Source organism: Psychrobacter sp. 1U1 (genome assembly GCF_051847535.1).
Classification (GTDB): Bacteria; Pseudomonadota; Gammaproteobacteria; order Pseudomonadales; family Moraxellaceae; genus Psychrobacter; species Psychrobacter saeujeotis.
Genome location: NZ_JBPYDD010000001.1, coordinates 100781 through 121326 on the forward strand (window position 1 = coordinate 100781; position 20546 = coordinate 121326).

At 42.3% G+C, this 20546-nt stretch carries 17 protein-coding genes; 7 read left to right on the plus strand and 10 right to left on the minus strand.

Annotation, left to right across the window (positions count from 1 at the left end; genetic code table 11):
* The first annotated feature begins 415 nt into the window (after positions 1-415).
* Complete coding sequence (gene acnB / locus ACS8FB_RS00460; RefSeq protein WP_439260507.1) at positions 416-3019, plus strand: bifunctional aconitate hydratase 2/2-methylisocitrate dehydratase; 2604 nt, start codon at positions 416-418, stop codon at positions 3017-3019.
* A gap of 219 nt (positions 3020-3238) precedes the next feature.
* Positions 3239-3682 carry a PACE efflux transporter gene (locus ACS8FB_RS00465; RefSeq protein WP_439260509.1) on the plus strand — a complete coding sequence of 148 codons (444 nt, stop codon included), beginning with the start codon at positions 3239-3241 and terminating at the stop codon, positions 3680-3682.
* A gap of 107 nt (positions 3683-3789) precedes the next feature.
* On the opposite strand, the gene ACS8FB_RS00470 is transcribed toward ACS8FB_RS00465, so the two are convergent.
* Positions 3790-4587: an enoyl-CoA hydratase/isomerase family protein gene (locus ACS8FB_RS00470; protein ID WP_439260510.1), complete on the minus strand. Its 798-nt coding sequence runs from the start codon at positions 4585-4587 to the stop codon at positions 3790-3792.
* Positions 4588-4970: 383 nt separating this feature from the next.
* Between ACS8FB_RS00470 and ACS8FB_RS00475 the strand changes: the two genes are divergently transcribed.
* Entirely contained in the window at positions 4971-5783 is an 813-nt protein-coding gene (locus ACS8FB_RS00475; protein ID WP_439260511.1) for an alpha/beta fold hydrolase, read from the plus strand.
* Between the two features lie 83 nt (positions 5784-5866).
* Here the strand turns inward: ACS8FB_RS00475 and ACS8FB_RS00480 are convergent, their stop codons facing one another.
* The 4 genes from ACS8FB_RS00480 to ACS8FB_RS00495 form a co-directional block, all read right to left on the minus strand.
* Positions 5867-6928, minus strand: coding sequence for an HpcH/HpaI aldolase/citrate lyase family protein (locus ACS8FB_RS00480; protein WP_439260512.1), 1062 nt, complete (start codon positions 6926-6928; stop codon positions 5867-5869).
* A gap of 69 nt (positions 6929-6997) precedes the next feature.
* Positions 6998-8167, minus strand: a complete 1170-nt coding sequence (locus ACS8FB_RS00485) for a cysteine protease StiP domain-containing protein (protein WP_439260513.1) — start codon at positions 8165-8167, stop codon at positions 6998-7000.
* Positions 8168-8200: 33 nt separating this feature from the next.
* Positions 8201-9022 carry an HAD hydrolase family protein gene (locus ACS8FB_RS00490; RefSeq protein ID WP_439260515.1) on the minus strand — a complete coding sequence of 274 codons (822 nt, stop codon included), beginning with the start codon at positions 9020-9022 and terminating at the stop codon, positions 8201-8203.
* Positions 9023-9092: 70 nt separating this feature from the next.
* The gene (locus ACS8FB_RS00495) at positions 9093-10403 is read right to left on the minus strand and encodes a phosphoribosyltransferase domain-containing protein (RefSeq protein WP_439260516.1); all 1311 of its coding nucleotides are present in this window, start codon (positions 10401-10403) and stop codon (positions 9093-9095) included.
* A gap of 803 nt (positions 10404-11206) precedes the next feature.
* Between ACS8FB_RS00495 and ACS8FB_RS00500 the strand changes: the two genes are divergently transcribed.
* Both ACS8FB_RS00500 and ACS8FB_RS00505 read left to right on the plus strand, forming a co-directional pair.
* Positions 11207-11908 (plus strand): hypothetical protein, encoded by a 702-nt coding sequence (locus ACS8FB_RS00500; RefSeq protein ID WP_439260518.1) that lies wholly within the window; start codon positions 11207-11209, stop codon positions 11906-11908.
* A 122-nt stretch (positions 11909-12030) separates the two neighbouring features.
* Positions 12031-12771, plus strand: a complete 741-nt coding sequence (locus ACS8FB_RS00505) for an MHYT domain-containing protein (protein ID WP_439260519.1) — start codon at positions 12031-12033, stop codon at positions 12769-12771.
* Between the two features lie 490 nt (positions 12772-13261).
* Here the strand turns inward: ACS8FB_RS00505 and ACS8FB_RS00510 are convergent, their stop codons facing one another.
* Positions 13262-14383, minus strand: coding sequence for an ATP-grasp domain-containing protein (locus ACS8FB_RS00510; RefSeq protein ID WP_439260520.1), 1122 nt, complete (start codon positions 14381-14383; stop codon positions 13262-13264).
* A 239-nt stretch (positions 14384-14622) separates the two neighbouring features.
* Between ACS8FB_RS00510 and ACS8FB_RS00515 the strand changes: the two genes are divergently transcribed.
* Positions 14623-15891: a TerD family protein gene (locus ACS8FB_RS00515; protein WP_439260522.1), complete on the plus strand. Its 1269-nt coding sequence runs from the start codon at positions 14623-14625 to the stop codon at positions 15889-15891.
* Positions 15892-15995: 104 nt separating this feature from the next.
* Here ACS8FB_RS00515 and ACS8FB_RS00520 read toward each other — a convergent pair whose 3' ends face one another.
* The 3 genes from ACS8FB_RS00520 to ACS8FB_RS00530 all read right to left on the minus strand — a co-directional run bounded on the left by ACS8FB_RS00520 (position 15996) and on the right by ACS8FB_RS00530 (position 18323).
* Entirely contained in the window at positions 15996-16604 is a 609-nt protein-coding gene (locus ACS8FB_RS00520) for a TerD family protein (RefSeq protein ID WP_439260524.1), read from the minus strand.
* 204 nt (positions 16605-16808) lie between these two features.
* Complete coding sequence (locus tag ACS8FB_RS00525; protein ID WP_439260525.1) at positions 16809-17561, minus strand: TIGR00266 family protein; 753 nt, start codon at positions 17559-17561, stop codon at positions 16809-16811.
* Between the two features lie 186 nt (positions 17562-17747).
* Positions 17748-18323 carry a TerD family protein gene (locus ACS8FB_RS00530; RefSeq protein ID WP_299216765.1) on the minus strand — a complete coding sequence of 192 codons (576 nt, stop codon included), beginning with the start codon at positions 18321-18323 and terminating at the stop codon, positions 17748-17750.
* A 320-nt stretch (positions 18324-18643) separates the two neighbouring features.
* Here ACS8FB_RS00530 and ACS8FB_RS00535 point away from each other — a divergent pair, with 320 nt between their 5' ends.
* A complete protein-coding gene (locus ACS8FB_RS00535; protein WP_439260526.1) occupies positions 18644-19303 on the plus strand; it encodes a 7-cyano-7-deazaguanine/7-aminomethyl-7-deazaguanine transporter in 660 nt (219 codons plus the stop codon).
* 144 nt (positions 19304-19447) lie between these two features.
* On the opposite strand, the gene ACS8FB_RS00540 is transcribed toward ACS8FB_RS00535, so the two are convergent.
* The gene (locus tag ACS8FB_RS00540; protein ID WP_439260527.1) at positions 19448-20509 is read right to left on the minus strand and encodes a DUF475 domain-containing protein; all 1062 of its coding nucleotides are present in this window, start codon (positions 20507-20509) and stop codon (positions 19448-19450) included.
* Positions 20510-20546: the final 37 nt, after the last annotated feature.

A 20546-nucleotide genomic window follows, 5' to 3' on the forward strand; every position in this document is an offset into this window, starting at 1 on the left:
TTTAAGCTCCTTCCTATTGTTTTTAATGTCATTATTCCCTATAGATCTTTTCTTTTGTACGGTTCTTATTTATGAATAAAATTTGCTTTTTCAAGTTAGTTTAGCGTATTCATACAGTGTATCTATTTTGTTTAGTATCGACTATCGCCCATTTATATATCTAACTATGATGCTAAAAATAGGCGCCTATTTTTAGCATCATGAGAGGGTAGTTAATCATACAATTGATAGTACTATTTTTATAATAAATGTCCAATATGGCTTTATTCTGTACCTTTTAAAGCCATAGCCATTAACATTGAGAGCATTTTAAGCTATGATTGCACCGAAATTATTTTATAAAGTACATAGACGCAGGCAGTCATACTGACTACCCACGTATTGTGTTAATTCCCAACTAACGAGGACGACTATTGTGTTAGAAGCTTATCGTAAACATGTCGAAGAACGTGCCAAGCTAGGAACTGTACCGCTACCATTAAATGAAAAACAAGTAGCAGAGTTGGTTGAGCTATTAAAAAACCCACCAGCAGGCGAAGATGATTTCTTAATGAACTTGCTAGAAAACCGTATTCCAGCAGGGGTTGACCAAGCGGCTTATGTTAAAGCCGCATTTTTAGCTGCTATCTTAAAGGGCGAAGCCTCATCACCGCTTATCAATAAGAAAAAAGCGGTTGAAATCTTAGGTACGATGCAAGGTGGCTATAACGTACAGCCATTGGTTGCTGCCCTTGATGATAGCGAAGTTGCTCAAGATGCTGCTGAAGCGTTAAAAAAGACTTTGCTCGTATTTGACGCGTTCAATGACGTGACTGAAAAAGCTGAAGCCGGCAACGATATTGCCAAAGAAGTCATACAGTCTTGGGCGGATGCTGAATGGTTCTTGAACCGCGCCGAGGTACCAAAGAAATCAACTTATACGACGTTTAAAGTCACAGGCGAAACCAACACCGATGATTTATCTCCTGCGCAAGACGCGTGGAGCCGTCCTGATATTCCACTGCATTCATTAGCCATGCACAAAAACTCTCGCGACGGCATCAATGCTGACGAAGAGGGCGTTGTTGGTCCGATGAAGCAAATCGAAGAGCTGAAAGAAAAAGGCCACCCACTTGCGTACGTTGGTGACGTGGTTGGTACGGGTTCTAGCCGTAAGTCTGCGACCAACTCAGTACTATGGCTGATGGGCGAAGACATTCCGAATGTGCCCAACAAACGTGGTGGCGGTCTAGTATTAGGTAACAACATTGCTCCTATCTTCTTTAACACTATGGAAGATTCTGGCGCATTGCCAATTGAGAAAGTGGCGGTTGATAACCTAAATATGGGCGATGTGTTTGACATCTATCCACATGATGGCAAAATCACTAAGCATGACTCAGATGAAGTTATCTCTGAATTTAAATTGAACTCACCAACGTTGCTTGACGAAGTGCGTGCTGGTGGCCGTATTCCATTGATCGTTGGTCGCGGTCTAACCAACCGCGCTCGTGAGTACATGGGTCTTGGTCATTCAGATGTCTTTGCTAAGCCTGAAGAGCCAGCCGATACTGGTAAAGGCTTTACCCTTGCGCAAAAAATGGTTGGTAAAGCGTGTGGTCTAGAAGGCGTACGTCCTGGTATGTATTGTGAGCCAAAAATGACCACAGTTGGTAGTCAGGATACTACTGGTCCGATGACTCGTGATGAGCTAAAAGATTTAGCATGTTTGGGTTTCCAAGCGGACCTCGTCATGCAGTCATTCTGTCATACCGCCGCTTATCCAAAGCCAGTTGACGTTGAGACTCAGCATACTCTACCTGACTTTATCATGAACCGTGGCGGTGTGAGCTTACGTCCGGGCGATGGTATTATTCACTCGTGGTTGAACCGTATGCTTCTTCCAGATACCGTTGGTACTGGTGGTGACTCGCATACTCGTTTCCCAATGGGTATCTCGTTCCCAGCGGGTTCTGGTTTGGTAGCATTTGCCGCCGCGACTGGTGTGATGCCACTCGATATGCCTGAATCTGTCCGCGTACGTTTCGTCGGTGAGCGTCAGCCTGGTATCACTCTACGTGACCTTGTCCATGCCATTCCTTATCAAGCGATCAAAGAAGGTTACTTGACTGTCGATAAGAAAGGTAAAATCAACGAATTCAACGGCCGTATTCTTGAGATCGAAGGTCTAGAAGACTTGACCGCTGAGCAAGCGTTCGAGCTATCTGATGCTTCAGCTGAGCGTAGTGCTGCTGGTTGTACTATCACATTGTCTGAAGAGTCAGTAACTGAGTACCTAAACTCAAACATCACCCTTCTTAAGTGGATGATCTCAGAAGGCTATGGCGATGCGCGTACTATCAGTCGCCGTATCGAGCAGATGCAAGACTGGTTAGCTAACCCTAGCCTGATGCGTGCTGACGAAGACGCTGAATATACTATCGATATGACCATCGATATGAACGAAATCAAAGAGCCGATTCTTTGCTGTCCGAACGATCCAGACGATGCCAAGACCTTGGCTGACGTCGCAGGCGATACCATTGATGAAGTATTTATCGGTTCGTGCATGACCAACATCGGCCACTTCCGTGCGGCAGGTAAACTGCTACAAGACGTACCAGCAGGAAGCCTCAAGACTCGTCTATGGATTGCGCCACCAACGAAAATGGATGCACGTCAGTTGATGGAAGAAGGTTATTACAACATTTACGCACAAGCGGGCGCTCGTACTGAAATGCCAGGGTGTTCACTATGCATGGGTAACCAAGCACGTATCGCACCGAAGTCTACTGCGGTATCGACCTCAACCCGTAACTTCCCGAACCGTCTGGGTCAAGGCGCGAACGTTTATCTCGCGTCAGCTGAGCTTGCAGCCGTTGCTGCAGTACTCGGTAAGTTGCCAACTAACGACGAATACCAGCAGTATGCTGGCATGCTCAATAGCATGGGTGAGGAAGTGTATCAATATATGAACTTCGATCGTATGGAAGAGTATACCGAAGAAGCCGATAAGATTAACGTTGCTCAGTTGACCTAGTTTTTCATTTGAAAGCTTTTTAATCTTTTGAAAGAAAACCCCGTATCGAAATGATGTGGGGTTTTTCGTTTTAAAAGCGCTGGCTGATTTATTTCACTATCTTCTGTATAATATAAGGGCAGGCAGAAACCGTAGCTTTGCACTTTTTTACTTTTTCTATCTCGGGACGGACCGATACTTTAATTATGCACTTATAATCCAGGTGCTTTGGAGTCTTGGTTGATTACTTTATCCCCTCTCAAACGTCGCATCGTTTATGTGGTTATCTTTGAAATTATCGCTATTATCTCGTCCACTTATGTATTGATGAAACTTAGCGGTAGCGATGCGGCAGAGTCTTTGCCAGTCGCGGTGATGGTGTCATTGGCAGCGGTAATTTGGAACTTTATATATAACACCGCTTTTGAAGCATGGGAGCGGCGCCAACAGGTGGCAAAGCGTACGTTATTAATCCGCAGTATTCATGCATTGGGGTTTGAAGGCGGCTTGGTATTGGTTTGCCTACCGATTTATATGATTTGGTACGATGTTGGTTTGCTAGAAGCCTTCATGATGGAGGTGGCATTACTGCTTTTCTTCTTAGTTTATACTTTCGTTTTTACCTTAATTTTTGACAAGATATTTACCTTACCAAACCATCATAAGCCAGCCCCTGCTTCTTAAACAGCACCAATATATCAAAGTACTGCTTATTATTTATAAACTATGCTCAAAAAAATCTGCCAATAATAGGCAGCTTTTTGAGTAATTTATACAGATATAAAGAGGTGTTATTTGCCTTGATAAACTGGCTTGCGCTTTTCGATAAAGGCGGTTACCCCTTCGATAAAATCATCGGTTTTGGCCAGCATGGCTTGCTGCTGTACTTCCCTATCTAGGGCTTCGTGTAGGCCAGAATAGGCATGGGTATTAAGAGAGTCTTTCATGATAGACAGTGCTTTACCGGGCAAGGCACTCAGACGAGAGGCGAGCTTTAGTACTGCGTCATCTAACGCCTCGGCAGTGACAACTTGATTGACTAGATTTAAGTCAGCCATATCTTGTGCGCCGATTTTATCTCCCAGCATGACAAGCTCGGTAGTCTTGGCAGGACCGACTAGCTGATTTAATAAGTACACACCGCCAGCATCAGGTATGAGACCAATATGGACGAACGCTTGGACAAATTTGGCGTTGTCTGCGGTGATACGAAAATCACAGGTAAGCGCCAAGTTCATGCCAGCGCCCGCGACAGCACCTTCGAGCTTGGCGATAATAGGCTTGGGGATACTACGCAGCTTTAAGCTGACTTCGCCTGCGCCTTCGACCATACCTTTTAGTTTATTGGAAATTACCTCTTTGTCGATGCCTTCAGACAGCATCTCTTTGATATCACCGCCGCTTGAGAAGTTACCGCCAGCACCTTGTAAGATAATTACCCGAACGTCATCATCAGCGTCGGCCTGCTTAAGCGCTGTTAGTACACTTTCTTTAAGAGGGGTACTAAAGGCGTTTAGGCTCTTTGGATCATTTAGGGTAATAGTGGCGATATGATTTTCGCTTTGATACTCAACGAGAGATTGGAGCATTTTGGATTTCCTTGTCTTATATAGTTGTTTATATCTATTAGCAGTCAATACAAAGAGAAGATAATAAGTCGGTTCTACTAATGCCAATTACTATAGCAGCTTGCTATGATTATAAAAGCAGGTTCTGTGAGCGCTAAAGCCACAGTAAGATAAATAATATATAGAAGATTATGAATCAGGGGTCAGTCTCAACACTTGATAAAAACAATGTATTTATTTAAATTTGCTTACATTCATTATCAAAGTCCATACTAGGCGACAGAGGGTTTGTGTCTTATGCTGAAGCATAAAAACCTGTATATAAAAATACTCACAAACAAGCCAATCGCTTTTTGCTTATAAACAACTATAGTTAATTGACTACATCAGACAAGGACGCTTCTATGCCACATATACAAATCAACAATGCCGATATTTATTACGAGGACAGTGCACCCAACGATCAGAATAAACCGGTCATGGTATTCGCTCATGGTCTGCTGTGGAGCTCACGAATGTATGATAAGCAGGTCGCTTATTTCAAAGAAGATTATCGCTGTATTGCTTTTGATTTTCGCGGGCAGGGACAGTCGCAGGTCACCAAAACTGGTTATGATATGGACTCTTTAACTGATGATACCATTGCGCTACTGGACACTCTTGATATTGATAGTTGCCACTTCGTAGGCTTGTCAATGGGTGGGTTTATTGGGCAACGAATCGCTATAAACCGTCCAGAACTTCTGTCCTCTTTGATACTACTTGAGACATCATCTGATCCTGAAGATCCCAAAAATGTCCCGCAGTACCGTAAACTCATTACCGCGATCCGATGGTTAGGGATGAAACGAGTCAGTAAAAAAGCGTTGCCTATTATGTTTGGCAGTAGTTTTTTGGCAGATAAATCGCGCAAATCTGAATGCAAAGATTGGCTTGCGCAGATTCAAGACAATCATAAGGTTGGGGTGAGTAAGGCCACAATGGGCGTCATCGAACGTAACGGAACCTATGAGCAGCTGGGAAGTATCACTACGCCAACACTGATCGTAGTCGGTGATGAAGATGCTGCAACCCCTTATTCAAAGTCTGAGCGCATGCACTTTGCCATTAAAAGCTCTAAGTTTGCAGTCATTAAGCGCGCCGGTCATACAGCGACTGTAGAAGAGCCTGAGCAAGTAAATACTGTGATAAGTAAGTTTTTAGAGTGCTGCGTGTAGTATATAAAGTCTAACCTAAAAAAACCGCTGCCCTAACGGGGTAGCGGTTTTTTTAGGTTAATGTACCGTATAAATCATCAATCTTATAAACGGGGTTTGTAGTCACTATTGCCATCATTAATTGTGCCAAACACTTCGGCACGATTCACCACTTCATGCGCCCAAGCGCGATGTGTCGCAGGCTCTAACATCGTATTGTTATATTTAAATACCGCTTTTGCTTCACTATGGAGTATCGCTTGTGCCTCATCTAACATGCTAAGCGGCACGCAATAAGCTTGCTGTACCAAAGCAATTTGGCTTGGATGAATGACGGTTTTACCGACTAAGCCCAAGCTGACATCACGAGTCAGCTCTTGCATAAACAGCGTTGGTTGATCTAAATACTCAAACACGGGCGCGCTAAGATAAAAACCATGCGGTACAAAGCAGCCAAGCAGTTGATAAGCGAGCGTACCAATCGGAGTATCATAGACGACATTGTCCTTTGGACGGCGCAAACGCAGCGCGGCAAACAAGTCGTTGCCACCAATGCGTAAGGCATAGACGGGCTGATTAAAGGCTTCTTTAAAACCAATCGCCAACTCTTGATTATGATGCGGATTGAATAAGGCGGCAGTCTCCAAGGTTGGCATCAACAACTGCTCCGTGCTGACACTTTGGCAGGCCATACGCCAATTCGACAAGCTATACATATCGACTTTGGGCATCACAAAACCATCAACGAGGTCAATATGAGCAAAATCTGTAAGTTGTTGTAGCATCATCGGATTACGTGGGCGTACAAAGACTAGCGGCCGCGTTGGCTGCGTCTGAATATTTGACTGTCCTGAGGGCTTATTAATGCCATCGACGTGCATCGCCCACGTATGAAGTAGTGCTTGCAAGCGCTCAAGTGCCAACTCGACATCGCTATGGCTAACGGCATCTTCTAAACAGATAATGATGCTATTAATCGTCGGTAATTTATCTCGCTTGATGACTTGCCAAATATCTTGACGAGTCGCTGGCATGTAAAGGCTTGCGCCAAGCTGATAGGGGTGATAAGTGTGCGGCTTGATCATGGCATGACGCTCAGTGATCAGATGCTCATAAGACTGTGTGTGGCTATAAATATTTGTTTCGTTATTTGACGTATCTGACATAGTTGGCATCATAAATAAGGATAAATGAGAAATTATAAAAGGTGACAAAGAGTAGAAGATTATAAGGCGCTAATCGTCTTTGCCGCGCTGCTTAATAAGAGTGATGGCTTGATAAGGCAGTATTTTAGCACCTAAAACGCTGATAGCAATATGACGTTCGCTACATAAATGACGTAATAGCACCGTGTCAGGATGCTCAGCAGTGGCTAACAAAATACGCTCAGGGTCGCGGCGTAATATCGCTCTTGTCGCCTCTGCAATCGTTGGCTTAATGCGGTTACGATTGGTGATGTCGTAGTCCGCTGCGATTTTATCTATCAGCTCGGCGGTCTGATAGCGGGGCCGCGTAAACGTCGGCAAACACTGCGCTGATATCGTCAGTACTCGCCGCACGTTATCGATTTGCTCGATAAATTTTAGGCTATGGTCTGCCTCTACCAAATTATCATAAAACACGCTGCGATGTAGCCCTGATTGCGGCTCGGTATACAAACTACGAGAGATCAGCCCCGATACGGTACTATTAAGTAATCCTGATGGGATTAGCCAGTCATCAGTACTGGCTGCCAGCCAAGCGACTCCTGCTGGATCAGCCAGTGTTAATAAAGGAATGGTGCCCTTACCTTGATGATAAATACTGGCAAAATATGGATGGTTGGGGTCACTAAAGGCTTCTAAACTGTGCGCCAGCTCTTGATAAATCGCGCCTTTACCCGTCCAGCCATCGACAAATACGATGGGACTGTTTGGATAAGCCTCCAATATCATCTGCAGTGCGACTGAGTCAAGACCGCGATCACGAATGATGCTGACGCCATAATGCACACTGGACAAAGCATAGCTGCTATTGGCATCGGCTAAGGCTCGCTGCAACAATACCCCAACTGGCAAACCTGCTCGTACCAAGCTGACCAGTACTAACGGACACTCATCATGAATAGTGTGCTGAAAAGTATGATGTAGCGTATGGGCCAAATGAGCAATATCAGTCGCGCATCTATTTGTGCCTTGAGCTAGGGCTTGCGCGTATAGCTGCTCATGCATGGCGGTCGGTGCTTGCTCTAAAGTCAGCATGTCTGAATAGTGACGCTGACCACTTTGTATAAGAGCTTCTTTTTGACTGACTGGCACATCGGCCACCGTCTCTTTATCGACGATATCGAGCAGTACCGTCACATCACTGGCAAGATAACTGCCTGAGCTGTATTTTTTTAGTTGTTGAATATTGGGGTGGGTCATAGAAAACTTTTCTCGTATCAGCTGTTATTATAATTACTGAGAACTAATATTGTCGTGCAGTTGACCATGATTGGGCATACCGTACCAATCTAATAGCTGTAAAAACGGCAAATCGGCTAAGCTATCACCAAAACCAAAGCTTGGCCGTTGACTGTCTAAATGATGGTCTATTAAAAACTGTACGGCATGGCGCTTATGCACTGCATGCGGCAGTATGGCAAGATTGTTAGCATTTACGTGCACATAAAAATCTTGCTCAAAATCACGTATCAATGTAGGCAGCTTCTTGGCCAACTCTACCAATGCTTGATGGTCCTTTTGTGCATGTTTAATCGCCAAATAAATGGTCAGCTCTTCATTTACAGACCCATTACTAAAACTGTCGATATGCGGTGTAAATACTAGCTGACTGTTATCGTTTTTACTATGGTTTGCAAATACTTGGCTCAATTGGTTCAGCTTATCCTGTAAGGGTACAAGCTCGTTATACATATGCTGCTGCCACGTGCTTAATAACTCACCATCAGAAGTTAAAATAATCGCTCCGTGAGTTAAGACTTGCCAGCTGTTAAAAGGCAATTTAACGCGTTTAATCTCATAGCGGTCGCGTGCAGTGACGACTATTAAGTCAGTGCTCACAAGTAGCCAGTTAAAGAAATTAGCTTGGCGCTGACTCATAAAGCTCAATGGTGCGCCTTGTTTGTTGACCGCGGCGCATACTAAGTGTTCGGTTTTAGCAGTGGGTAAATTCCATACATCAATTTTACGCTGGGTTTGAAACAACGTGTCGTCCAAATCCATAAGTGCATAAGGTTTGGTGATGTCAGGATTAGTCTTAAAAAACGGGGTAGTCATAAAAGTGTCCGTAAATAATGAGCTTGAAAAGTAGAGCATAACCCAGTCAGAGCGTAGCTTGGAGAACAAGTTAAAGCATAGGGCTCACTACCAATACATTATCCAAATCTTGCCACATATCATCCACGCTTTTAGAAGCTGTTTCTATACAAAGCACAATCAAATCCCATTCCTTTGGCTCAACATTATAGACAAAGTTGGTCATACCAAGCCCATAATTATCGTTAAAGCTCATCATTGTACTAATTGCGCCACCAAGGGCAATTGGTGAGCGGGTCAATGCGCTAAACTTGACGGTTGGTACTGTGCTAGAGCTTTGTATTTGCGTCTCTTTTTCAAGCCATTCTGCCAATAAAAATGGCAACCAAACAAATTCATTACTGCCCAAAACCAAAATCCGCTCAGGCAACTGTTTTTGTTCAAACTGTAGCTGACCGCTAAACTGAGCAAATGCCTTTTGAAACTTCAATAAATAGTCAGCGAACCCATCTGTACTATCGAGGGTCGGGAAGCGTCCCCAATTACCAGTATCGGCTAATGGCTGACTACCAGCATCAGTAGTGTCAACCGATGGCATGATAATTGCTCTAGGGTTAGGAGTATCTGTCCATTGCCAAGTACCTGACAGCAAATGATGACGTTGGAAGTCAATATTAGGTAGACATGCTGATACCTGATCAGAGACTGGCTCGTCTGCGTCTGCGTCTGCGTCTGCGTCAGTTGCAGTCTGGGTCTGATTTAGGGACCAATCAACCAACGTGGTGAGATGTACTTGTTCTAGCTCTGTGAGTCCTGAGTTGCGTAAAGCTGTCACCACATTAATGCAAGTATTGCCTGTCGACGCTTCGTCATCGACCATAATCAGTGTTTTGCTAGCAAGTAGCTGTGCTTGTATGGCGTTATCGGCGCTTTTATAAATTAAATGCTGACTGGCATGACTATGATCTTCGCTAAAAGTGGTCAATAGGGCGTTTTCGTCACTGTCTGCATGCTGGGCATGACGAGTAGAGTTTAACAATAGGGCATTTGGATAGCGCGTTTGTAGCGCTTGATGGACACCAGCAGATAGACCAACGGCAGTTTCTGCCATCCCAACGACTAAAATCGGCTCAGGTAAGTTACTAGGGACTGAGTTTGCCAAATCAGTGAATGCTTGGCGCATAGTCGTAGGTGCAACTGGAATATGCCGCCCCAACACTTTTGATACAAACAAAAATGCACGTTTTGGATTGATACGCTGCGCAAATCCAAGTAAATCTTCTAATTGGTAACGGTTGTTTTTTTCTAAGTCATCATGACTTGTCCCGCAGTTGGTCTGATAAGTCAGACTGAGTGTGCCGCGGGGCAGGGAGATGGTTATATGCTGCTGCTGAGATGACATTGGTGTTCCTTTAAATTTTCAATTTTGTAGAGCGTCGATTGGGGCAGATGATAACTGAAATGTCATTATAACGCGCAAGTTTTATGATTTTTGCAATAACAGTAGAAGTAAAATAAATATAAGTGTATTAGTAAAATAAATGCCTATTACATTTATTCGGATTAGCGAATTTAAATAAAAACAGGTATCAATTTTTATTTAATTTTGGCTTCTTTATTAGTCGAATGTCATTTATCGGAAGAAACATCCCTTTATCGGATGATATTGTGCTAAAGCTTGCTAGTGTTTATTCCTTCAGTAATAATATTGAAAAACCCTTCCATAGAAAAGATGCTAGATTATTTTAGTAATATTAAGAAAAGATAAAAGAGTATTTTTCAAATTAATAAAAACATAACTACTATCTTTATTAATTTGAAAATAAATATCAGCAGAGAGAATATATAATAATTTAATCTGTAAGCTAATATTTATAGCTGATACTCACTTTGTTAAATCAGTAATTCTATATCTTTAAAACTAGTTTGATGCCTACGTTTATGTAGATAGAATTCATAAGGTTAGACTAAATAAACTATGGAATGACTATATATTATAACTTATAAAACCGAAGGTTTTGGCTAGATATAATTATAATTTTTATAAAAAAATACTGCGATTTTTATAAAAATTATAAACCAAATATATACCGCTACTATAAACCGTATATGCCATTTATTTTGACTATGAACTTTGTCTAAATAGCTTGGTACTAAATTGGTACTGAAAAAGTCTAGCTATATATACAAAAAAAGGAGTGGTCTTTGAAATTCTCTTGTGCATTAGAAACGTCGTCTGAACGCATTCGCCTAGTTAACGTAATCTCGCCTCTTATTAAAGCAGGTTATCAACTAGTATCGCAAAAACAAGAACCATCAGAAAACGGTGGAAATATTATTCATGTGGTCGCTAGAAGTCAAGGATCAAAAACACAAGCTGATCTGGTCGACGACTTATCCTCTATCGCAGGCTGTACGCTCTTCAATTTAGAAATCTCTGACGAAGAAACTGAAGCACCAACCAAAAAAGCGATGGATGAAAAAGATGTTTTGGCGACTATCGGTGCTCAATATCCCAATATAGTTAATGTGGTCAACCAATACGCTGACAGTTTAGCAGACAATAAGCGTGCGACTGCGTTACACGAACTAGGCCGTAAGGTTGGCGGTGGTATCTATCAACGCGATTATGCGCTTGGGAGTCCGTTAAAAAAATCTGTTGCCATCAGTCGAGAGCTTGTTCCAGCGTTGAAAAGTTTTGCTAAAGTTAAAGCTAATGAAAACATGATTAGTTTAATTAGATGTCCGTTTTGTGGTTCGTCAACTAGCAGTCATTCAAGTTGTGACTTTGTAGTAGGTTACATAGAAGGCTTTTTAACGGCCAATCCTGCAGTAGGTAAAGCAAGTGTTGAGGAGACCAGCTGTGGAGCTGGAGGTAACAATACTTGTGAGTTTAACATTAGATAAAATAGTCGCTCATAGTTAGTTTAGCCGCTATAAACAAAAATAGTAGATGTATTAAGCACCTCGGTTCAACCAAACCAGCATGGTCTTATGCTCAACTTTTATTACATATGAAGGATAAAAAAATGATTGAAGTTCAATATGACATGCTTTTGGTGTTTGTCTCATACGCGATTGCAGTATTTGGCTCTTATGTTGGTTTAAACCTTGCTATTCGTGTTCCAGCTGCAAAGCCAGGCGCAGATCTGTATTTTTGGGTAGCTTTATCTGCCATCGCTATTGGTGGTGCCATCTGGTCAATGCATTATATCGGTATGATGGCAGTCGATATGCAGATGCCAGTGACTTATGATGTAGGTATGACGATTGCTTCTATGATACTTGCGTTTGTGTTCGTTGCAATTGGAATCGTTATTGTAGGTCGCGGTACACCAAGTATTGCTAAGTTATTAGGCGGTGGCACACTAGCGGGTCTTGGTGTTGCAGCCATGCACTATACTGGTATGGCATCAATGCAGATGGAAGCGACCATGTCGTATAATACAACACTTCTAATCGCTTCAATTATTATTGCTATCGTAGCTGCTACCGCTGCACTATGGTTGGCGTTTAACTTACGCGGTAACTTACAACGTTTTGGTAGCGCGTTCATTATGGGAATCGCGGTTTGCGGTATGCATTATACAGGTATGGCTGCGATGGAAATGACCCATACAGGCGATATGATGTCTATGGGCTATACCAATTCAGGTGCATTCACCTCATCACTGACTATCTTTATTAGCTCAGTCATTGTATTAAGCTTACTATGGGCTGCTGCCTCTTATAACGCACCTAAAAAAGCGACACTAGTGTTTGGCGAATAATAACAAGCTAATAACACTCTTATAGTTAAACCATAAAAAAGGTTTTTAGATTTATATCTAGAAACCTTTTTTTGTGCCTGAATACTTAAGCCAGCTTTAGCTATACGGTAAAAGGGTTATAAGTGAAACTGTTTTAAGGTTGCCGCGTTAAATAAAAGACTACTTAAATTGACGTTATAGGCTTAGGATTTTTTACATTGTTTTTATATAGTAGGTTTAACTTAAACGTGTTGCAGCGATACTGGGATGAATTTTGCGCGGTCTCTAAGAACGCAGCAAGCAAGGAAAATTTATCCCAGTATCGCGTTTGAACTTATGACAGTTTTATTTTCAACTGACTATATGATCTGAATCATTGTCTTTATTCTCACCTCTGCCGTACTGTGTTGACGTCTTTTCATAGTAGATTTTATGGAATACAATCTTGATGCGGAAGCAGTTTCTCGCCGAACCCAATATTTTCGAGTAATACTAGATGTCTTAACTCATTCTAAACTTTCACACTCGTCGTAATTGAGCGTACCTGACAGGGGATAATCTGCTCGATGATGTCAGCTAATTTTGGCTTAGCTGTTAGTCCTAACCAATAGGCAAACCCTACTTGGGTTAAATCTACACCGCTATGAGCCGTATAGCTAATACCACCTGATGGGCGACTGTTAATCTCAAGGACACGGTGCTGACCATTATCATCTGCCTTGGTCTGTACACTAACAATACCATCACAACCAAAAGTTTTAATCAATGGCATAACGACGTCCATGACTGACTGCTCGTAGCCGATATGCTGGATTTTCCCTGTTTTATGGCGAGTGATTGCGGCTAAGACTTCGCCATATTCACAGACCACATCGATAGAATATTCTTGCCCTGATAAGTAAGGCATCAGTAACATAGGAATAGGACGCTCATGCACCATCTGACTGTTTGTATAGGCATTCACAAACTGTTCAGTATTGATTTTCTTACTGTCTGTAAAATACAGATGCTCAAAACTATCATATTGTTCGTTAGCTGCTTTGCCAGTATCTAATCGCCAAAATCCTTGAGCAAAAATACCAGTAACCGGTTTTACACATAGTGGTTGATGACCATGTTTAGCCAGTAACGCTTCAAGCTCATCAGTAGTGTCAAAGCGCCAAGCGTCTGCCACGGGGATATCATGCGTATGACACTGCTGCATAAACGCAAATTTATCTTCAATCGACGCTAGTGCCTCTACGCTGGTTGCACCCGTTAATAAACGAATACCTGCTGTGTCAAATGCTTCACGCTGCACTTCGTAGTCAATTCCATTACGACCAGTCAAAAGCACCTTTACGTTGTGTTGTTTTGCATGCTCTAACACAAATTGCCAACGCGGCATGTCAGGTTTTAAGGCTGAGTCTTGATCGTCATCTATTAACACGCCAGTAGGCTCTTGATAAGTCAAATCAGCAAATTCAAAAATCTCAGGACGATGATGTCGATGTGAGGCAATCACATCAAATGGGGTGTTAGAACGAGTTTTTAGGGTTTGTAAGCTAGATAACATATCGCGCTGGCTTGATTGTCCTTCAGCAAGCCAAGCCGCGCTTAAATCATACTGATATTCATTGTCTTGGTTGTCCATAAATCTCTCAACGTCGTTTGGTTTGGCGTACTATGTTCACAGTCATTATATACAAATGTGGCAAATTATAAATCATTATGCAAGTAATGCACGACAGCTGATGTAGTAGATTTCAAGCTTAACCATAACAAGCGTATTCTCATTCAGCAGCTGCTAAAAATTGAGTCATATCCATGCTACTATAAGACGATAATAAGGCTAAAAATATCTCAACTGTATAACCATATAAAGGATAAATCATGAGTCAAACCCTAGTTGCAGGTGCCAATGCGCCATTACCAAATGACAATATTAGTATTAGAATTTTGAGTCAAAATGCGATTGATTGTGCCGCTTATCGTCTGACAAACAGCGGCAAAGTCCGCGGTGATGGCGATATGGTGTTTTATGGTCAAAAAAGTAGTGATGATAATAGCGTCAGCTTTCGAGGTCATGACAGTGATGGTTTTTTTGATATCAATTTGCCTGCGCAGCCTGCAAGCATCGAAAAAATAGCCTTAGCATTTTCTAGTGGGCAGACGCTGGCGCAACTGGGTGATGTCGACATTCAAGTATTGCAAGGCAGTCAGGTACTGATGACTTGCCAGCTTAGTAGCGCTGGACGTAATGAAAAAGCCATCATTCTGGCAGAATGCTATCGCAGGCAAGGTAGCTGGAAATTTCGCTTTATTGCTCAAGGTTTTGAAGGTGGACTAAAACCATTATCCGAGCATTTCGGTGTTGAGATTGCAGATGAAGCGCCAGTTCAGAACCAGTCACAAAATCAACCACAGAGTCAATCACAATCTATCAATACCCAAAGACCTATCAACACCCAAAAAGCGGGTAGTGCAAGTCAAGCAAGCACACCGCCGCCGATTCCGACCAGTCCTGCAATCAATTTAAGTAAAATTACCTTAACCAAAAACCAGTCCAGCATTAACCTCAAAAAACGCGATGACTTTGGTAAAATATCAGTTAATTTGGATTGGAATCAGCGCCCAAATACGGATAAGGCAGCGCCCAAAAAAGGCTTACTAGGCGATCTATTTAAGCAGCATGGTAAAGGCGGTATTGATCTTGATGTCGGTGCGATGATTCATCTGAAAAATGGCGAAAAAACACTGATTCAAGCACTAGGCAATCGTTTTGGTAGTTTGCAATCAGCGCCTTATGTATTGTTGCGTGCTGACGACAGAACTGGACAGGTAAGTGGTGGCGAGTGGCTCGATATTAATGGTCAGCAATGGGCACAAATCGAAGAGGTGTTTATTTTTGCCTTTATCTATGAGGGCGCACCAAACTGGGCGCAGACGGATGGGGTGGCGACGATACATGTGCCAGAACAACCACCGATTGAAACTCGCTTAACCGAAGGCGCTGGTAATCTACCGATGTGTGCCATTGCACGTTTGGTGAATCAGCAAGGTAGTATCAACGTTGAACGTATCAACCAATACTTCAAAGGTCATCAAGAAATGGACAAAGCGTTTAATTGGGGCTTTAGTTGGAAGCGCGGGCGTAAGTAATATTTAGCCCCGATATTTAAATAAAAAACAGCCCGTCTATGCATAGCATACGGGCTGTTTTTTTATAATCACAATACAATTATAGCAGACTGTGCTTAAACCTATTATGCATGTGGCGTGATAGCAGGCATCAAATCATGAAAGGTACGACCAGAAGCAGTTTCACCAATAGCGTGCATCTTCCATTCATTATTATGGCGATACACTTTTGCCATAATCATCGCTGTATGACTGCCTTGGGCAGACAAGTTATAACGTGCCACTTCTGAGTTGTTGTCAGCGTTGACGATACGGCAAAAGGCATTTTCTACTGTCTCAAATGTCTGTCCAGTAAAGCTATTGACAGTAAAAACCAGTGATACTACCTCAGTAGGAACTTTTGCAAGATCAACGTTGATTACTTCGTCATCACCATCACCATCACCTGTGCGATTATCACCAGTATGAACAATACTGCCATCTTTTGACTTAAGCTGACTGAACCATATGGCATCGACAGGCTGTTTATTACTATCAAACATAATGCATGAGGCATCCAAATCGATTGAGTCGCCGCCAGTGCCGCCACCAAATAACTTACCTAAGAAGCCACCTTTTTTGTCTTGGGGTTCTTGTGCGACATCCCAGCCAAGACCTAGCTTGACTTGGGTAAGGTTGCCGCCAGCTTCTTTGCTTAAGGATATTTTTTGACCCTTTTGTAAACTAACTGCCATGATGAGATCCTTATACCCTCTCAAAAATTACGATTAGCTGCGTCAAACTTGCTTAGTCTATGATGCGTAGTTCTACGATGCATAGTACGGACACTTATTTTCCTTGCTACTCGCATTTTTGTCGAAAGTATTATAGTAATTGTAAGTGGAATATTTAAATGTTGATTACTGTAGTTAGCCATTCATTTTGCTTATAAAGTTTGCTTATAAGATATTATCTAAAAAACCGCCATTACCGCCACGACCACCTGAACTGCTACCTAAGATACTTTGTAGCCAGCCCTGATAACTGTCTCGATTACGTGAACAAATAATGATCTTGCCAGTGCCTGAAAAGTTCAGCACCATACCTTCACCACTAGTGACTGAATTGATGATATTACTCATAATACCTTTTTTCTTACTGGTTGAAACCGACAGCTTGTAATCAAGGTTTGAGTCCCAGCAGACTACATGCCCATTATCGATAATGACATCTTTGTCTGGCGTCACATCAATCTCAAACAAGGAGCCAAAGCCAGAGACAACGACTTGACCTTTACCTTGGGTCTGCATGACCATAAAGCCGCCCGTATCACCAAACACCGCACCGCCGAGGTTACGCTGAATATTTGCTCTAATATCGACCCCTGTCTGTGCGGCGACAAAAGCACCGTCACTCAGAGTATACTGCTGAGTACCGACGTCCAGTATCTGCATATCGCCATCCAGTGTTGGCGCAAGTAGGCAGTCACCTTCACCATCGACCGCTTCTATCTGTTGTTGAAATAGTGATTCATCATTAGCAAAGCGGCGCATTAACGATTGCATCAATCCACCTTGCATTTTACCTTTTAGCTCAAGATTGGACTCCATCATTACCATGGCATTGGCTTCGCAATAAATCGAATCGCCTTTTTTAAGGTTACAATGCAAAAATGGTTCGATAGTTCCGATTAAGCTAAACGTAGCAGTCATGAATGAAAAATCCTTCTAATTCTATATTGATTGTATACATCTTACTAAGCAATTATATTCAAAAATTTTACGTAATCATCTATATTTAAAGCCATCAAATGTGGTCAATACACTTGATGGCTTAGGGAGAAATACAGTCAAACGTCTGATTGTCTGCGTTTACTCATAAATGGTTAAAATCAATGATTAAACATTGACACCATAAGAGGCGGCTAATGGTCCTAGACCACCGCTAAAGCCTTGACCAACTGCGCGGAATTTCCAATCACCGCTATGACGGTATAACTCCCCAAAGATCATTGCAGTTTCGGTGCTACCATCTTCTGATAAGTCATAACGTGCGATTTCAGATTGGCCAGTGTCGTTGACGACGCGGATATAAGCTTCACCAACTTGACCGAAGTTTTGATTGCGGTTTTGACCTTCATAAATGATAGCGCAAATAGCTACTTTGCTGACGTCAGCTGGAATGCTTGCAAGGTTGATTTTGATTTGTTCATCATCGCCGTCGCCCTCACCAGTACGGTTATCGCCAGTATGCTCAACAGCGCCGTTATCTGATTTTAGGTTATTAAAAAAGATAAAGTCTTGGTCATTACGTACTTTGCCTGCTTCATTGACCAAAAAGCCAATAGCATCCAAATCAAACTCTTGACCGTCGGTTGCGCGTGGATCCCAGCCAAGACCAACGGTGATATTGGTTAAACCTGGCGCTTCTTTTGATAAGTTTACGTTGCCGCCTTTTGTTAAGCTAATAGCCATATAAATATCCTTTAGATTAATAATTGAGTGGATTAAAGAATCGAAAAAGTGAAATAAAAATCGTGCAGTCGTCTAACAATCAACGTAAATATCAAAAATATCTACCTGTATGTCACGTCCTGCATGTCATTACGTTTTACTATACTAAGCGTTTGCCTACTAAGCAAGGCGAATTTTGTGTGACTATATGACATATACATTTCTATTTATAAAAAAATGGTTTTATTGCAATATTACGCTCATTTTGGCTATTTATTTGATTATGATTTATAATAGCGCGCTCAGGTTCCCTCTACCCTGGTGTAAAAAAAGGCCGCTTTATGACTATCAGTACTGTTTTGACAACCCCGATTGAACCCATTCGCCATAGCCGTGCTTTATTTTGGCTAGTCAGCTTACATATCTTTATCATCGCAAGTAGTAACTACTTGGTGCAATTACCTGTTGAGCTGTTTGGCTTTATCACCACCTGGGGCGCTGTTACCTTTCCTTTTATATTTTTGGTTACTGATTTGACCGTGCGTATCTTTGGTCAAAATCTCGCTAGACGCATTATCTTCTTTGCTATGCTGCCTGCGCTATTGATCTCTTATTATTTTTCAGTAGTATTTTCAAATGGTCAGTTTATTGGTCATGAACACCTGCTGGATTTTAATCTGTTTGTTTTTCGCATTGTTCTTGCAAGCTTTAGCGCTTATGTCGTCGGACAGCTGTTAGATATTCAGGTATTTAATAGATTACGCCGTCTTAGCGTCTGGTGGATTGCGCCCTTAGCATCGACGTTTATTGGTAATCTGGTCGATAGCTTGTGCTTTTTTGCCATTGCCTTTTATAAAAGTCCTGACCCTTTTATGGCGTCGCACTGGGTTGAGATTGGCGCGATGGACTACTTATTTAAGATCGTAATGGGTGTATTTATTTTCTTACCATTATATGGTGTGATATTGGCAAAGTTGCAGAAGATGCTGGCAGGGAAGTAGAGCATAAAAAAATAAGTTGTGTATACGTAAATGTCTAACACGCTCTAAAAACGGACATAAAAACAGGTCATAACCGATAGTGGCGATGACCTGTCGTGTAACGGCTCAGAACAATTTAAGCATTAAGCTTAGAGTTATCGAGACCTATTCAATTGCTGCTTGCTTACGATATTTGAGTGAAGAAAGTAACGCCCAGCCGATAAAGGCGATACCGATAAGACCAGTAATCAGCTCTGGCACATGAAGCTTCACTGATAACAACATAATAATCGCTAGCGCACCGATAGCATAGTGTGCGCCATGTTCAAGATAAACGAACTCATCAAGTGTGCCTTTGTCCACTAGGAAAATGGTCATAGAACGCACAAACATCGCACCAATAGCAAGACCTAGCATAATAACGATAACGTCGTTGGTAATAGCAAAAGCACCAATGACACCATCAAAACTGAACGAGGCATCAAGGACTTCTAAGTATAAGAAACCAATAATACCGCCTTTCATAATGGCACTGGTCGCTTCCCCGCCCGACATACCATCTTCGTGTTCTAAACCTTCTTCAAGATCGCCCTCGAGCATACCAGATACCACTTGGACACCAAGATAAACTAGAATACCCCAAACGCCAGCGATTAATACAGCAGAAGCTTGCTCTGTACTAGCCCATGATACCGCTATCATCAAGATAATAAGTGCGACAAAGACACTCATAGCATCAACTTTACCCAGTTTTGCCAAACGGCTTTCAAGCCAGTGGAACCATAGGACTTCTTTTTCGTCAAATATAAAGTTTAAGAAAACCAGTAGTAAGAAAATACCACCAAACGCTGAGATTTCAGCATGGTGCGCCATCAGTCTGGCAGAGTACTCTTCTGGGTTGTATAAGGCTAGGTTGATCACTTCCATCATACCAAGGTCAGCGGTAACCGCGACAATGACGATAGGGAAGACCAAGCGCATACCAAATACGGCAATTAAAATACCAACGGTTAAGAAGATTTTTTTCCAAAATTCATCCCAGCCTTTGAGGACTGAGGCGTTGACCACCGCATTATCAAACGATAATGAAATCTCCATGACGGCCAAAATAGCAGTAATAGATAAGGTAGCTATCATGCCACCCATACCGCCATGTGAATATCCCCACCACGCCGCTACCGCTAAGGCAATGGCTGTAAAGATAAAGTCTAAATAAAAATGTCTCATGACACATCCTGTCTGGTTGCGTAAAGCTAAGGTCGGC

Bases quoted from the DNA above. Each gene is read 5' to 3' on its own strand.
- ACS8FB_RS00470 (WP_439260510.1), bottom strand. From the start codon at position 4,587: ATGCTCCAATCTCTCGTTGAGTATCAAAGCGAAAATCATATCGCCACT.
- ACS8FB_RS00475 (WP_439260511.1), top strand. From the start codon at position 4,971: ATGCCACATATACAAATCAACAATGCCGATATTTATTACGAGGACAGT.
- ACS8FB_RS00480 (WP_439260512.1), bottom strand. From the start codon at position 6,928: ATGTCAGATACGTCAAATAACGAAACAAATATTTATAGCCACACACAG.
- ACS8FB_RS00485 (WP_439260513.1), bottom strand. From the start codon at position 8,167: ATGACCCACCCCAATATTCAACAACTAAAAAAATACAGCTCAGGCAGT.
- ACS8FB_RS00490 (WP_439260515.1), bottom strand. From the start codon at position 9,022: ATGACTACCCCGTTTTTTAAGACTAATCCTGACATCACCAAACCTTAT.
- ACS8FB_RS00495 (WP_439260516.1), bottom strand. From the start codon at position 10,403: ATGTCATCTCAGCAGCAGCATATAACCATCTCCCTGCCCCGCGGCACA.
- ACS8FB_RS00505 (WP_439260519.1), top strand. From the start codon at position 12,031: ATGATTGAAGTTCAATATGACATGCTTTTGGTGTTTGTCTCATACGCG.
- ACS8FB_RS00510 (WP_439260520.1), bottom strand. From the start codon at position 14,383: ATGGACAACCAAGACAATGAATATCAGTATGATTTAAGCGCGGCTTGG.
- ACS8FB_RS00515 (WP_439260522.1), top strand. From the start codon at position 14,623: ATGAGTCAAACCCTAGTTGCAGGTGCCAATGCGCCATTACCAAATGAC.
- ACS8FB_RS00520 (WP_439260524.1), bottom strand. From the start codon at position 16,604: ATGGCAGTTAGTTTACAAAAGGGTCAAAAAATATCCTTAAGCAAAGAA.
- ACS8FB_RS00525 (WP_439260525.1), bottom strand. From the start codon at position 17,561: ATGACTGCTACGTTTAGCTTAATCGGAACTATCGAACCATTTTTGCAT.
- ACS8FB_RS00530 (WP_299216765.1), bottom strand. From the start codon at position 18,323: ATGGCTATTAGCTTAACAAAAGGCGGCAACGTAAACTTATCAAAAGAA.
- ACS8FB_RS00535 (WP_439260526.1), top strand. From the start codon at position 18,644: ATGACTATCAGTACTGTTTTGACAACCCCGATTGAACCCATTCGCCAT.
- ACS8FB_RS00540 (WP_439260527.1), bottom strand. From the start codon at position 20,509: ATGAGACATTTTTATTTAGACTTTATCTTTACAGCCATTGCCTTAGCG.